General features: G+C 66.5%; 14 protein-coding genes. 1 reads left to right on the top strand and 13 read right to left on the bottom strand.

Annotated elements, in window-relative coordinates; genetic code table 11:
* Nucleotides 1–21: 21 nt before the first annotated feature.
* The 6 genes from G481_RS0105070 to G481_RS0105045 all read right to left on the bottom strand — a co-directional run bounded on the left by G481_RS0105070 (nt 22) and on the right by G481_RS0105045 (nt 3,343).
* Nucleotides 22–417 (bottom strand): carboxymuconolactone decarboxylase family protein, encoded by a 396-nt coding sequence (locus tag G481_RS0105070; protein WP_028029054.1) that lies wholly within the window; start codon nt 415–417, stop codon nt 22–24.
* Between the two features lies 1 nt (nt 418).
* The gene (locus G481_RS0105065) at nt 419–1,234 is read right to left on the bottom strand and encodes a cyclase family protein (RefSeq protein ID WP_028029053.1); all 816 of its coding nucleotides are present in this window, start codon (nt 1,232–1,234) and stop codon (nt 419–421) included.
* Between the two features lie 93 nt (nt 1,235–1,327).
* Nucleotides 1,328–1,639: an urease subunit beta gene (locus G481_RS0105060; protein ID WP_028029052.1), complete on the bottom strand. Its 312-nt coding sequence runs from the start codon at nt 1,637–1,639 to the stop codon at nt 1,328–1,330.
* A gap of 9 nt (nt 1,640–1,648) precedes the next feature.
* Complete coding sequence (locus tag G481_RS0105055; RefSeq protein ID WP_028029051.1) at nt 1,649–2,203, bottom strand: HupE/UreJ family protein; 555 nt, start codon at nt 2,201–2,203, stop codon at nt 1,649–1,651.
* A gap of 9 nt (nt 2,204–2,212) precedes the next feature.
* Nucleotides 2,213–2,515 (bottom strand): urease subunit gamma, encoded by a 303-nt coding sequence (locus tag G481_RS0105050; RefSeq protein WP_028029050.1) that lies wholly within the window; start codon nt 2,513–2,515, stop codon nt 2,213–2,215.
* A 9-nt stretch (nt 2,516–2,524) separates the two neighbouring features.
* Nucleotides 2,525–3,343 (bottom strand): urease accessory protein UreD, encoded by an 819-nt coding sequence (locus tag G481_RS0105045; RefSeq protein ID WP_028029049.1) that lies wholly within the window; start codon nt 3,341–3,343, stop codon nt 2,525–2,527.
* 282 nt (nt 3,344–3,625) lie between these two features.
* Here G481_RS0105045 and G481_RS0105040 point away from each other — a divergent pair, with 282 nt between their 5' ends.
* Nucleotides 3,626–4,909 (top strand): DUF3422 family protein, encoded by a 1,284-nt coding sequence (locus G481_RS0105040; RefSeq protein WP_028029048.1) that lies wholly within the window; start codon nt 3,626–3,628, stop codon nt 4,907–4,909.
* Here the strand turns inward: G481_RS0105040 and G481_RS22895 are convergent.
* The 7 genes from G481_RS22895 to G481_RS0105005 all read right to left on the bottom strand — a co-directional run bounded on the left by G481_RS22895 (nt 4,845) and on the right by G481_RS0105005 (nt 12,428).
* Nucleotides 4,845–5,894, bottom strand: coding sequence for a YeeE/YedE family protein (locus G481_RS22895; RefSeq protein WP_035025207.1), 1,050 nt, complete (start codon nt 5,892–5,894; stop codon nt 4,845–4,847). The genes G481_RS0105040 and G481_RS22895 overlap by 65 nt on opposite strands.
* Before the next feature lie 197 nt (nt 5,895–6,091).
* Nucleotides 6,092–6,649, bottom strand: coding sequence for a GNAT family N-acetyltransferase (locus G481_RS22890; RefSeq protein ID WP_051294312.1), 558 nt, complete (start codon nt 6,647–6,649; stop codon nt 6,092–6,094).
* Nucleotides 6,650–6,653: 4 nt separating this feature from the next.
* The gene (locus G481_RS0105025) at nt 6,654–7,565 is read right to left on the bottom strand and encodes an ABC transporter permease (protein ID WP_028029047.1); all 912 of its coding nucleotides are present in this window, start codon (nt 7,563–7,565) and stop codon (nt 6,654–6,656) included.
* Entirely contained in the window at nt 7,558–8,580 is a 1,023-nt protein-coding gene (locus tag G481_RS0105020; protein ID WP_028029046.1) for an ABC transporter permease, read from the bottom strand. Before G481_RS0105020 ends, G481_RS0105025 begins: the two co-directional genes overlap by 8 nt.
* Before the next feature lie 83 nt (nt 8,581–8,663).
* Nucleotides 8,664–10,364, bottom strand: coding sequence for a peptide ABC transporter substrate-binding protein (locus G481_RS0105015; RefSeq protein ID WP_028029045.1), 1,701 nt, complete (start codon nt 10,362–10,364; stop codon nt 8,664–8,666).
* Complete coding sequence (locus tag G481_RS0105010; RefSeq protein ID WP_028029044.1) at nt 10,361–11,422, bottom strand: ABC transporter ATP-binding protein; 1,062 nt, start codon at nt 11,420–11,422, stop codon at nt 10,361–10,363. The genes G481_RS0105015 and G481_RS0105010 overlap by 4 nt, the downstream gene beginning before the upstream one ends.
* The gene (locus G481_RS0105005; RefSeq protein WP_028029043.1) at nt 11,415–12,428 is read right to left on the bottom strand and encodes an ABC transporter ATP-binding protein; all 1,014 of its coding nucleotides are present in this window, start codon (nt 12,426–12,428) and stop codon (nt 11,415–11,417) included. The genes G481_RS0105010 and G481_RS0105005 overlap by 8 nt, the downstream gene beginning before the upstream one ends.
* Between the last annotated feature and the right edge of the window lie 570 nt (nt 12,429–12,998).

Genomic DNA, 12,998 nt, shown 5'->3' with positions numbered 1-12,998 from the left:
CATCAGGGGCCGCGCCGGGTTTCAGGCCTTGAATCTGTCGTCGGTTTCCACCTGCAGGGCGGTCGCCAGCGCGTTGGTCTGGCTGGCCATGGCGATCACCGCCAGAAGTTCGGCATGCATCTCGGGCGTCATGCCTTTGGCCTTGGCCGCCGCGGTATGGGAATGCACGCAATAGCTGCATCCGTTGGCGGTCGAGACGGCGACATAGATCAGCTCCTTGACCAGCGGGTCCAGGGCACCGGGCGCCATCACCTTTTGCAGACGGGTCCAGATCGCGGACAGCTGATCCGGGTCATGCGCCAGCGCGCGCCAGAAGTTGTTGACGTAATCCGTCTGGCGCTTGGCGCGGATGTCGTCGAACACGGCGCGGGCATCCGGGCTGGCGTCCTGATCGCTCAGCAGGGGAACCGTCGCCATGTCAGATCACCGCCATCACGCGGGCCGGCCCACCGGTGCCCTGCTTGTGCTTGGGCGCGCCGATGAAGATCGTGGCGCCCTTGGCCGGAACGGCGTCAAGGCCGGCAAGGTTTTCGATCCCGAAATGGCCCGAGGGCAGCCAGCTGAAATGCACCGCGAAATCGGCCGAATTGCCAGGATCGAGCGAGAGCGTATCCACCCCGATGCAGGCCGCGCCCAGTTCGGCCAGCCGGTCGGTCGCCGCCTTGGAAAAGCCGGGGAAGGCGAAGTTGCCATCGGGGGTATTGCGAAATTCGGGGCTGGCCACCTTGTCGGCCCAGCCCGAGTTCATGGCCACGCAGGCACCTGCCGGAATGTCGCCATTGGCCGAGATCCATTTTTCAATGTCTTCGGGTTCGACCATGGCGTTCGGATCGTCCTTGGCCTTGGCCTTGAGGTCGATCACGCACAGCGGGCAGATCAGGTTCTCGGGCGGCAGATCCGCGACCGAGGTGCCATCCTTGGAAAAGTGCAGCGGCGCGTCGATATGGGTGCCGGTATGTTCCCAGATCGTCAGTTTCCACAGCTGATAGCCGGATTCCTCGAACTTGACGGCGGGTTCGTACAAGATGCCGGGCTTGCCGTCGAAGGTGGGAAAGGTGCTGTCATAGGCATGGGTCAGATCGACCACCTTGCCCGAGGCTTGTGCCAGGGCGGGCCGGGCCGATCCAAGGCCCGAGGCCATCACGGCGGCCGTGGTGGCGGCGGCGCCAGTGAACAGCGAGCGGCGCGACAGCATCGAGCGTTTGACGTCTTCGATCAGGCAGGCGTTGCACATGTCGTTCGTTCCTGTTGAGGCGGGCGGGGCCCGCTGGTGTGTGGCGCGGGGGCTGCCCGCGCCGTCGCAGCGTTCCACCACGCATTGCGCCGGTCAACCGTCCAGCGCGCCCATCACCTTGCCGTTGAAGCCATAGACGGTGCGCCGGCCCGACAGCGGCACCAGCCGCACCTCGCGCGTCTGGCCAGGTTCGAACCGCACGGCGGTGCCGGCCGGAATGTCCAGCCGCTGGCCGCGTGCGGCGTCGCGGTCAAAGGACAGGCCGGGATTGGTTTCGGCAAAGTGGTAATGGCTGCCGACCTGCACGGGGCGATCGCCGGTATTGGCGACCAGCAGCACGGTCACGGGCGCATCCGCGTTCAGGACGATCTCGCCTTCGGCGGGGAAGAGTTCTCCGGGGATCATCGGCGCACCTTACGCAAACGCAAGCGCAAGGCCGGCGACCGTCGCCATCCCGCCCATGGCGCGCAGGGCCAGGGCGCCAAGGCCCTTGCCAAGCGCGATCCCCGCGACATGCAGCGCCGCCGTGACCAGCGCAAAGCCAAGCGCATACAGCGCAAGGCCGCTCTGCGGCCCCTCGGCGCCATGTGCCCAGCCATGGGCCGCACCGAACAGCACGATCATGGGCAGCGCGGCGGTCAGCGGCAGGCGGGCGGCCAGTGCGGTGATGGTGCCCAGCACGATGATCGAGGCCAGGATCATCGGCTCGACCGCCGGAAACGGCAGCCCGCCCGCGCCCAGCAGCCCGCCTGCGACCATCGCGCCGACAAAGGCCATGGGCGCGGCCCACAAGGCCCGCCCGCCCATCTGCGCCGCCAGCAGACCGACCGCCACCATGGCCAGCACATGATCGCTGCCGCCTACAGGGTGCAGCGCACCCGCGGCAAAGGTGCCCTGATCGTGGCCGGCATGGGCCAGCGCCAGCGTCGGCAGGAAGGTCAGCGGCAAAGCAAGACGAAGAATGCGCATCGGGGCCTCTTATCGGATCGGGTGGTGAACGGTGACAAGCTTGGTGCCATCGGGAAAGGTCGCCTCGACCTGAACCGAATGGATCATCTCGGGGATGCCTTCCATGCATTGATCGCGGGTGATGACATGGGCGCCTGCCTCCATCAGGTCGGCGACGGACCGGCCATCGCGCGCGCCTTCGACGACGTAATCGGTGATCAGCGCCACCGCCTCGGGGTGGTTCAGCTTGACGCCGCGGGCCAGACGGCCCCGGGCCACCATGGCCGCAAGGCTGACCAGCAGCTTGTCTTTTTCGCGGGGGGTCAGGTTCATCGGCGGACCTCAGTTTTGCCAGACGCGGGGCAGGGGGGACTGGCGCAGGGCGGCCAGCAGGCGGACAAGCTGGCGGCGCAGAGGCCAGCCATCGGGGGCCATCAGGCGCACCACCAGCCGGCCATCCCAGCCAGAGGCGGCGGCGGTGACGCCGGGTTCGGTCAGCGCGGCGCGGGCGGGGCCGATGGCATCTTCGGCGCCCTGGGTCACCATGACCACGGTGGACACCGCCCGCGCCCCGGCGAGCCCCGCGGCCTGCGGGCCGATCCGCGCGGGATCAAGCGCCAGCGGCTCCAGATGCACGGGGCGGCCCTGACGGCGGATCAGCCGCCAGTCGCGCAGGTTGACGCGGGCCAGCGTCTCGCCCATGGCGGCGCGGCCCATCACCAGCGTCTCCAGCGTCAGGCAACCGGCATCGGCGGCAAGGTCGATGGTCGTGCGCCGCTCGGCCGCGCAGGCGTCGAACAGGATGGTTTCCTGCGGCAGCCAGTCCAGATGCCCGCCGGCGCCCACCGTCATGGACATGTCGATCTGCGCCCGCCCTTCGGCGGCGCGATAGAACCGCTCGGCCGTCTGGGTGGTTGCCGTGACGCGGCAGCCATCGCCCACGTCCAGCGCGACCGACAGCCGATCACCGCCCGTCAGCCCGCCCGAGGTGTTCAGCACCACAAGTTCCGGCCCTGGCAAGGCAATGGCGCGGGCCGATCCGGCCTGGCGCAGCCCGTGCAGCCGTGCCTGTCCGCCCGACATCCGCCACGAGGCCGTGACCTCTCCGCGGCTGCGCTGCATCCGGGTCGGGGGGATGGACAGGGTGGGCAAGGCGGTCATGCGGGTCCTCCGCCCTCCAGTGTCACCGGGCGCCGGGGCGGCTCAACCGCCAAGCGGGTGGTGTCTGCCGTGGCGCGGGCCATGGCGGCGTATCTGCGCAAGAAATGGGCATATGGCGCGGTATTTGGGCAGTCTGCAGTTTGCGCGGGCGGCGCTGCCGCTTTTGCAGGCGCAATGCGGCGGGGCGTTTGGGCAACACCCGGGCCGCATACCCCGGCATACTGCATTTGTGCTGGAACCAGGCGCCCGACGGCCGAAACTTGCGGCAAAAGGAACTGGACCATGGCCCCGATCGACGACCACCCGCAGCGCTATGCGCTGGTGAACGAACTGCACGCCCGCCCGTTTCCGCAGCTCGAGGCGCCGTGTCATGCTGTGCTGCTGGCCGTGAAGGAACCCGTCGAGGCCGCGCGGCGCGACCGGGGGCGGGACCGGGCGCATCTGCTGGCGCTCTTGGACCGGCACGGCGCCCCGCATCCGCAGCCCGACGCCACGCATCATTCGGCGCAGCTGGGGCGGCACCTGCTGAAGTGGGAAAGCCATACCGAATTCGTGACCTATTCGGCCTTTTGCCCCGGTGCGCCCGAGCGCCCCTTTGACCCGGCCGAAACCGATGTGTTCCCGGCGGACTGGCTGGACCAGGCGCCGGGCCAGCGGCTATGTTCCATGCTGATCCGCATCGAGCCGATGCCCGATGATGCCGCGCAGGTGCCGCGCAAGCTGGACGACTGGTTCGTCGCCGAAAGCCTGGCCTGTGCCGAGGTGCTGGACGGGGCGGCGATCGTCGCGGGCGATTTCCGCATCGACCCGGCGGGGAACATGCGCTTTGCCGTCTTTGTCCGCCCCGACACCGGCAGCCGACGCATCGGCCGCATTGTCCAGCGCCTGAGCGAGATCGAGACCTATCGCGCCATGTCGATGCTGGGCCTTGGCCGCGCGCGCGAACTTGGCGGTCCGCTGAACGCGGTCGAGGCGCAATTGTCGGCGCTGGTCGGCGCGATGCGTGACGAGGCAAGCCCGCCGGACACCACGCTGAACGATCTGCTGCGCATCTCGGCCGAGCTGGAGACGCTGGCCGCCCGCTTTGCCTTTCGGGCGGGGGCCACGGCGGCCTATGAGGCGATCGTTCACGACCGGATCGAGGTTCTGCGCGAGACGCGCTGGCAGGGGCGGCAGACCTTGGCCGAATTCATGCGCCGCCGCTATGATCCGGCGATGCGCACGGTGAAATCGGCGGAAACGCGGCTGGGCCAGATGGTTGAACGCGCGGCGCGGGCGTCCGAACTGCTGCGCACACGGGTCGATGTGGAACGCAGCGCGCAGAACCAGAAATTGCTGGAAAGCATGGATCGCCGCGCCGATCTGCAACTGCGTCTGCAAGCGACGGTCGAAGGGCTATCGGTGGTGGCGATCAGCTATTATGCCGTCAATCTGGCCAGCTATCTGGCGTATCCGGTCACCGAGCCCCTTGGACTGTCCAAGGGGCTGGTGACGGCGGGGCTTACTCTGCCGGTTGTGCTGCTGGTGTGGCTGATGATCCGGCGGATCCGGCAGAAGATGCACTAAGCAGCCGGTCGGTCAGTTTTGCCCCCAGCATGATGGCGACCAGCGCCAGCGCGGCGGCGCTGGACAGGGTGGCCACCCCGCTCAGGCCCGCGCCGATGGTGCAGCCACCGGCCAGAACGCCGCCGACCCCCATCAGCACACCGCCAAGCGCATAGCGCCCGGTCTCGCGCGGCGAGGTGAAGGATTGCCACGCGGCCCGCCGCCCGATCAGCGCCGAGATCAGCGCCCCGGCCAGCGTGCCCAGCACCAGCCCGACCCCCAGCGCGGGGGCAATGGCGGTGGCGGCGACCGACCAGAACAGCGTATCCGCCACCGGCCCGATGAAGCTGAGCGAGTCGACCGGGATCGGGTCGAAATCGTCCAGCAGCAGCCAGCCGGTTGCGGTCCAGGTCAGCGGAACCAGCGCACCGATGGCAATGCCGAAGGCCAGCGCCTTCCATCCGGGCCGTGCGGCCAGGGCAACGGCGGCCAGCACCAGCGGCAGCACGATGGCGGCAAAGGGCAGGGCGGTCACATGCGGCAGCGCCAGGGTGACGCTGGCAAGCGTGCTGGCCAGCGGCGCCAGCAGGCCCTTGAGCGTGATCAGCGCGGTGACCGCGATCAGCAGAACGACTGTCGCCGCCCGCAAGTTGCCGGTGGCGGCCAGAACCGTCAGCCGTGCCGCGCAGCCACGGGCCAGCACCATGCCGACGCCGAACATCAGCCCGCCCAGCACGATGGCCAGTGCCGGCACGTTGTCCGACAGGAAGCGGTGGTCCGACAGGTCGAACAGCCCGGCAGACCGGGCCGCTTGCGTGCCCGCCATGGCAGTGGCCAGCGCGATCAGCCACATGGCGCCCGCGCCCCGGCGTTCGGCCACAGGCCCGACCAGCGCGCGGCGCAGACAGAAGCGGCTGGCCTCGGCCAGCAGGCCGAAGGCAAGACCGACCAGCAGCCCAACCCACAGGCTGGCCGCACGCGGAGAGATGTCGAGAGATTCGAGCATTCCGGGCTCCTTGATCAGGAAACTGTTCCGAGATGCCGAGGTGTCTCTGAAGTTTCAAGGCCCCAGGGCCGCGCCCATGCGTGTAGCCTTGGAACATTGTTCCACAGACAGCCCTGCCGCCGGGATTGCCGTTCATCGACGCAGCCGGGGTGTCAGGGCATTGTCGGCCGTGGCAGCACGGGCGGCAAAGTCTGTTCTTATTTCGCAGTCCAGCGCATCAGCACCCGGACAGGGCTGCGATCTTCGATTTCTGCAAACCCGGCCTTGAGCAGCGAAGGGACGAGGCCCGTGAACCCCTCGCCCCAGGCGGTGCTGCCACCGGGGCGGCGGGCGGCAGCTTCGACCGCGGTGGCACCATGGGCGGCGGCATGGGTGCAGGCCGCCTGCGCCAGCCGGGTCATCAGGCCCTGCCGGCGCAGATCCTTGCGGATGAAGAAGCACGACAAGGCCCAGGTGCCGGCCGGAGTGTCGGCAGCCGGCCGGGCGGTCGGCACTTGGTTGAACCGCGGCACCTGCGCGCGCGGGGTGATCTGCACCCAGGCGGCCGGACCTTGGGCATCATGTGCGATCAGGCCGGGCACGGTGCCGTCGGTTTCCGCCGCAAACCGGGCAGGCCTGTCGGCGGCGGCAATCGTCTTGCGTTCTGCGGTCGCGATGCGCCAGTGCAGGCACCAGCACCCGCGCGCCACACTGTCGGCGGCGAACAGGCGCCGCAGGTCAGGCAGCAGATCCGGGGTCAGCGGCCGGATCTGCATGGCCTCAGCGGCCCCGGATGCGCGGGTCCAGCGCGTCGCGCAAACCGTCGCCGATGTAGTTCACCGACAGCACCAGTGCCGAGAGCACCATCGCGGGCCACAGCACCCGTTCGGGATGCAGGTTGATGTAGGGCATCCCGTCTTGCAGCAGCCGCCCCCAGGTGGGGAAGTCAGGCGGGAAGCCCAGCCCCAGGAAGGACAGCGCGCTTTCGGTGATCACCGCATTCGCGATCCCCAGCGTGGCCGAAACCATGATGGGCGAGAGCACCGAGGGCAGGATGTGCCGGGTGATGATCCGCCGCGAGGGCGTGCCGATCGAGCGGGCGGCCAGCACGAATTCGCGCTCCTTGATGGTCAGCACCTCGCCCCGCACGATGCGCGCGGTGTTCATCCACGAGGTCACGGCGATGGCCACGACGATCAGGATGAAGATCCCCATTTCCGGGCCGAAGGACATCACCAGCGGCTCGCGGAACAGCATGACCATCAGCAGCAGCAAGGGCAGCAGCGGCAGCGCCAGGAACAGATCGGTCAGACGCATCAGCAGGCCGTCAAGGCGCTTGAAGAAGCCTGACAGCACGCCGACCAGCGTGCCCAGCAGCATGGACAGCGCCATGGCGGCCATGCCGACCGCCAGCGTGGTCTTGCCGCCCGCGATGATGCGGGCCAGCATGTCGCGCCCCAGCTGGTCGGTGCCCAGCGGATGCAGCAGCGACATGCCCTGATCGCGGGCGCGGATGTTGATGTACTTGGGATCTTGCGACCAGATCCAAGGCCCCAGCACGATCAGCGCGATCACGCTGAGGAACACGAAGCTGCCGAACAGCGCGCCCTTGTGGGTCTTGAACTGGTCCCAGACATCCCACCACTGGTTGCGCGGCGGGCGGGCCGAGGTCGTGGCGGCAGTGTCAGTCATAGCGGATCCTCGGGTCGAGCAGGCCGTAAAGCAGGTCGGCGATCAGGTTGAAGGCCACGATCAGCACCGCGAAGATGAAGGTGATGGTCATCACCATCGGCGCATCGTTCCCTTGCAGCGACAACAGCAGCTGTTGCCCGATTCCGTTCACCTTGAAGATGGTCTCGGTGATGATCGCGCCGGTGAAGACGCCGGGGATCAGCAGGGTGATCACCGTGACCACCGGGATCATCGAATTGCGCAGGACGTGGACCAGCACCACGACCTTTTCGGTCAGCCCCTTGGCGCGGGCGGTGCGCACATAATCCTGGCCCAGATTGTCCAGCATCGACGAGCGCATGTAGCGGCTGATCTGGGCGGCATAATACAGGGCCAGCACGGTGGCCGGCAGCACCATCTGGCGCACCTGGGCGACAAAGCTGTGCCAGTCCGTGACCTTGAGCGTGGTGTCGTAGATCGTCGGCAGCCAGAACGGGCTGTCATTGGGGATCCAGACCGCGAAGATCACGATCAGCACGACGCCGGTGACAAAGGTCGGGATCGAGAAGCCGATCATCGAGATGAAGGTGCCCAGCTGGTCGAACCAGCTGTATTGCCGATAGGCCGAGATGACCCCGATGGGAATGGCGATCAGGATGCCGACCAGCATGCCGGTGCCGACCACGATCAGCGTTTGCGGCAGGCGCTCGCCAATGGTGTCAAAGACGGGCGAACGGGTCTGGTAGGACAGGATGCGCTGCTTGCCCTCGGCCCAGTTGGTGTGGAAGACGGAATCCAGCCAGTGTTGCGGCTCGGTGATGAAGAAGTTGTTCAGCCACAGCGCGTAACGGACGTACCACGGCTCGCCCAGGCCCATGGCCAGGCGGATCTTTTCGCGCACTTCCGGGGGAATGGTCAGGGGCATGTCCGCCAGCGGATCGCCGGGCGCGGCCTCCAGCAGCAGGAACAGCACGAGGCTGATGAAGATCAGCGTAGGGATCGCCAGCAGGATGCGGCGGATCGCAAAGGTCAGCATGGGCGAACCATCGGGAAGGCGGGGAAGGGATGGCGCGGGCAGAGAGCCTGCCCGCGCCGGTTCATGTCAGGCCGTGGCCCGGATCACTTGACCCTATACCAGTCGGCCGCGTTCCACAGTTCCGAATCCCAAGTGTTCAGGATGACGCCACCCAGCGTGTTCGAATGGGCCGAAACACGACCACGGTCGACCAGCGGGATGATGTAGTTGTTGTCGACGGTCAGGAAGTTGTTCATCTTCACCGCCAGCTCGCGGCGCTTGGCGATATCGGCAGTACGGCCAAGCTCGACGATCATCGCTTCATACTCGGGCGAGCAGACGCGGTTGATGTTCTCGCCCTGCCACTGGCTTTCCGGCCGCGGGATCTTGTTGCAGGTGTAGGCGGACAGATAGGCCTCGGGGTCGGTGCCATCGAAGTTGTTCGCATACATCTCGACGTCGGCATAGAACTTCTGGAAGGTATCCGGCGAGCCGGGATCGCCCCCGAAGAACACGCTGGCCGAGGCGTTCTTCAGCTCGGCGGCAACGCCGATTTCCGACCACCACTGCTTGATCAGCGCCTGGAAGTCCTGGCGCACGGCGTTGGTCGAGGTTGCATAGACCATCGACAGCTTCACGCCGTTCTTGGCGCGGATGCCGTCGCCGCCTTTGACCCAGCCGGCTTCATCCAGCAGCTTGTTGGCGCCGGCGATGTCCTGGGCAAAGCACGAGGTGTTCTTGGCCGCATAGACTTCCGGGCCGGGGACCAGATCGCAGGTCGGGCGGCCGGCGCGGCCATAGCCGACTTCGACCAGCAGCTCGCGGTCGATGGCCATCGACAGGGCCTTGCGCACCGCCGGATCGGTCAGGAACGGATGCGGGTGCTTGGTGGTCGAGCGCTCGCCCTCGGGCAGGCTGGGCGAGGCGTCGGTCAGGTTGACCTCTATGCGTTCCACCAGCGTGCCAAAGGCCGACACAGCCTGACCCTTGCCGGCAGCAGCCATCTGGTCGATGACCGACGGGGCCAGCTGAAGGTTCCAGGCGTAGTCGAATTCGCCGGTTTCCAGCACGGCGCGGCCCGCGCCTTCGGCATCGCCGCCGCCCTTGAGCGTCATGGTGGCAAAGCGCGGCTTGGCCGGGTCGCGATAGTTCGGGTTGGCGACCAGCGAGATCACGTCATTGGTCTTGAACTCGGTCACCTTGAACGGGCCGGTGCCGATCGGGCCAAAGTTGGCCGTGGTGCATTCCGGGGCCTTGGTGCCCATGCAGTCCTTGAACTGCGCCATCTGCAGGATCGGCGACTGGGCGCCGACGAAGGGCAGGTAGGGGTTCGGCTTGGCATCGGCGAAGCTGATCTTGACCGTCATCGGATCGACGGCCTCGACCTTGCTCACGCCTTCGAACTTGGCCGACTGGGCGCAGCCGCCTTCGGGATGCGTGCAGTAGTCATAGGTGAAGACCACATCGGCCGAGGTGAAGGGCGTGCCGTCCGACCACAGGATGCCCGGCTTGATCTTCCAGGTGATCGACTTGAGGTCCTCGGACACACCGCCATTGGCGACGGTCGGGATGTCCTCGACCAGCCACGGAACCATGGCGCCGGTCTGGTCGTGACGGGCCAGAGGCTCGATGACCAGCGACGAGGATTCCACGTCCTTGGTGCCACCCGACAGATAGGGGTTCAGGATGGACGGCGCCTGCCAGTAGATCACGTTGACATGGCCATCGGCGCCGCGCTCGGCCAGCGCCATCGGCGCAAAGGCAACCGTGGCAGCCGCGCCCAGAAGGGCGGTTCTCAGTTTCATGCGTTCTCTCCTTGTTGGGTATGCTCGGGCGCCCCAGTGCCGCCGGTTGCCCCGGCTGTTGTGGCGTTTCTGGTATCAAGTAGATGGCAGGCCGCCATATGCCCGGGCGCGATTTCGGTCAGGGCGGGTTTCACCTCGCGGCAGACCGGCATCACCTTGGGGCAGCGGGTGCAGAAGTTGCAGCCCTTGGGCGGATTGGCAGGCGAGGGCACGTCGCCTTGCAAGATGATGCGCTGGCGGGACGTTTCGGTGGCAGGGTCGGGTTCGGGCACGGCCGACAGCAGCGCCTGGGTATAGGGGTGCATCGGCGCATCATACAGCGCATCGCGCGGCGCCAGTTCGACGATCCGGCCAAGATACATCACCGCGACCCGGTCGCAGATATGGCGCACCATCGACAGATCGTGGCTGATGAACAGGTAGGTCAGCCCCAGCTTGTCCTGCAGATCCTCGAGCAGGTTCACGACCTGCGCCTGGATCGACACGTCCAGCGCGGCGATGGGTTCGTCGCAGACGATGAACTTGGGGTTCAGCGCAAGGGCGCGGGCAATGCCGATCCGCTGCCGCTGCCCGCCGGAAAATTCGTGCGGATAGCGGTTGGCGAAATCGCGATTCAGCCCGACGGCATCCATCAGCTCATAGACCCGCGCGAGCTTTTCGGCCCGGCTCATCCGCGTATGTTCGTCCAGCGGCTCCGAGATGATCGAGGCCACCGTCATCCGCGCATTCAGGCTGGCCTGCGGATCCTGAAAGACCATCTGCATCTTGGGCCGCAGCGGACGCAGCGTGCCCTGGTCCATCTTGCCGATGTCCTTGCCGTCGATGCGGATCGACCCCGCGGTCGGATCATAAAGCCGCAGCACCGCCCGCCCGCAGGTGGACTTGCCGCAGCCCGATTCCCCGACCAGTCCCAGCGTCTCGCCCTCATAGATGGTGAACGAGACGTCATCGACAGCCTTCACATCTCCGACCTTGGTGCGGAAGATGCCGGCGGTGATCGGGAAATACATCTTGAGGCCGTCCACCTCGACCAGTGGCTTGCGGGCGGTGTCAGCCATGGGCCACCTCTTGCGTGACGGCCAGTTCCTCGGCCCGGTGGCAGGCCACGTCATGGCCGGGGGTCAGGGTGCGGCGTGCCGGATTCTCCAGCCCGCAAAGCGGAACCGCATGGCGGCAGCGCGACATGAAGGGGCAGGCGGCCGGCGCCTTGCGCAGGATGGGCGGCTGACCTTCGATGGTGCGCAGCCGCGCCTCGCGCGCGCCGTGCAGGGCGGGGATCGTCTGAAGCAGCGCCTGTGTATAGGGATGACGCGGGCGCGCGAACAGTTCCTTGACCGGGGCCATCTCGACGACCTGACCGCCATACATCACCATCACCCGGTCCGAGATGCCGGCGACGACGCCCAGATCATGGGTGATCCAGACGATGGCCATGCCCAGCTTCTGGCGCAGATCGCGCACCAGTTCCAGGATCTGCGCCTGAATGGTCACATCCAGCGCGGTCGTCGGCTCGTCGGCGATCAGAACCTTGGGATCGCAGGCAAGGGCAATGGCAATCATCACCCGCTGGCGCATCCCGCCGGAAAACTGGTGGGGATAATCCTTCAGCCGCCGCGCAGCATCGGGAATGCCCACCAGATCGAGCAGTTCCGCCGCCCGCTTGCGCGCGCGTTCCTTATCAAGACCAAGATGACGCCGCAGCGGCTCCATGATCTGAAAGCCGACGGTGAACACAGGGTTCAGGCTGGTCATCGGATCCTGGAAGATGAAGCCGATCTTGCCACCGCGCACGGCGCGCAGCTCGGCCGGCGCGACCTTCAGCAGGTCCTTGCCGTCGAACATCACCTGGCCGCCGGCATTCTGCGCCGGGGGCGAGGGCAGCAGCCCAAGCAGCGACATCATGGTGACTGACTTGCCAGAGCCGCTTTCCCCGACAACGCCCAGCAGCTCACCGGGCCGCAGGCTGAAGCTGACATCATTGACGGCATGAATCAGGCCGCCGCGGGTTCGGAAAACCGTCTTAAGGCCCCGAACATCAAGAACAGGCTGCGCCCCATCGGGCATATGTCGCTCCCCGCGTATGGTCTTCTTGTTGCGGTCCGGGTCAGGCCCGTCCGTGTTTGTCCGCCGAGTGTTAGCGATATTTCGATGTGTCGCAAGACTGTTGTGGCACGCTTTCAGCAGCGTCAACGCGGGCGCGAGTCGAAGGGATTCGCGGTCTTCGTGAATCATGCGGGCGCAGGGGGGGTGACTCGTGGCGACTCGAGGGGGATTCGGGCTTCGACTGGGGTATTTTTGGTGTTTGTTGTGAGTTATCCACAGTTTGGGTGGTTTATCCACAGGTGTGATGTTGGGCGTTGGTGCTGAAATTTCCAACGAAACATGGGTTGGCGACAAAAAGATGACGGGGTGTGTTTTTTCCTCTTGCGCCCCCCGGCTGGTCTGACTAGAAACCGCTTCACCGAGACGACGGGGACGGAAGGAACCGGGACGGACGGTAGCTGAGACGGAACGGAGGGTGCGAGCCTGATGGGAAGTTGAGGTTGACAATGTGGACTGCACGGTCGAGTTGGCCCGGTGAGAATTGGGTCGGTTCGGTTGTTTGTTGTTCTGGATTGTTGCGCTCTTTGACAT

The sequence above is a fragment of the Gemmobacter nectariphilus DSM 15620 genome, assembly GCF_000429765.1.
Taxonomy (GTDB): Bacteria; Pseudomonadota; Alphaproteobacteria; order Rhodobacterales; family Rhodobacteraceae; genus Wagnerdoeblera; species Wagnerdoeblera nectariphila.
Note: the sequence above shows the minus strand (reverse complement) of the source record. Positions and strands in the feature narration are given on the sequence as shown.

Coding starts and splice junctions, on each gene's coding strand:
- G481_RS0105070 (WP_028029054.1), bottom strand. CDS start 417: ATGGCGACGGTTCCCCTGCTGAGCGATCAGGACGCCAGCCCGGATGCC.
- G481_RS0105065 (WP_028029053.1), bottom strand. CDS start 1,234: ATGTGCAACGCCTGCCTGATCGAAGACGTCAAACGCTCGATGCTGTCG.
- G481_RS0105060 (WP_028029052.1), bottom strand. CDS start 1,639: ATGATCCCCGGAGAACTCTTCCCCGCCGAAGGCGAGATCGTCCTGAAC.
- G481_RS0105055 (WP_028029051.1), bottom strand. CDS start 2,203: ATGCGCATTCTTCGTCTTGCTTTGCCGCTGACCTTCCTGCCGACGCTG.
- G481_RS0105050 (WP_028029050.1), bottom strand. CDS start 2,515: ATGAACCTGACCCCCCGCGAAAAAGACAAGCTGCTGGTCAGCCTTGCG.
- G481_RS0105045 (WP_028029049.1), bottom strand. CDS start 3,343: ATGACCGCCTTGCCCACCCTGTCCATCCCCCCGACCCGGATGCAGCGC.
- G481_RS0105040 (WP_028029048.1), top strand. CDS start 3,626: ATGGCCCCGATCGACGACCACCCGCAGCGCTATGCGCTGGTGAACGAA.
- G481_RS22895 (WP_035025207.1), bottom strand. CDS start 5,894: ATGCTCGAATCTCTCGACATCTCTCCGCGTGCGGCCAGCCTGTGGGTT.
- G481_RS22890 (WP_051294312.1), bottom strand. CDS start 6,649: ATGCAGATCCGGCCGCTGACCCCGGATCTGCTGCCTGACCTGCGGCGC.
- G481_RS0105025 (WP_028029047.1), bottom strand. CDS start 7,565: ATGACTGACACTGCCGCCACGACCTCGGCCCGCCCGCCGCGCAACCAG.
- G481_RS0105020 (WP_028029046.1), bottom strand. CDS start 8,580: ATGCTGACCTTTGCGATCCGCCGCATCCTGCTGGCGATCCCTACGCTG.
- G481_RS0105015 (WP_028029045.1), bottom strand. CDS start 10,364: ATGAAACTGAGAACCGCCCTTCTGGGCGCGGCTGCCACGGTTGCCTTT.
- G481_RS0105010 (WP_028029044.1), bottom strand. CDS start 11,422: ATGGCTGACACCGCCCGCAAGCCACTGGTCGAGGTGGACGGCCTCAAG.
- G481_RS0105005 (WP_028029043.1), bottom strand. CDS start 12,428: ATGCCCGATGGGGCGCAGCCTGTTCTTGATGTTCGGGGCCTTAAGACG.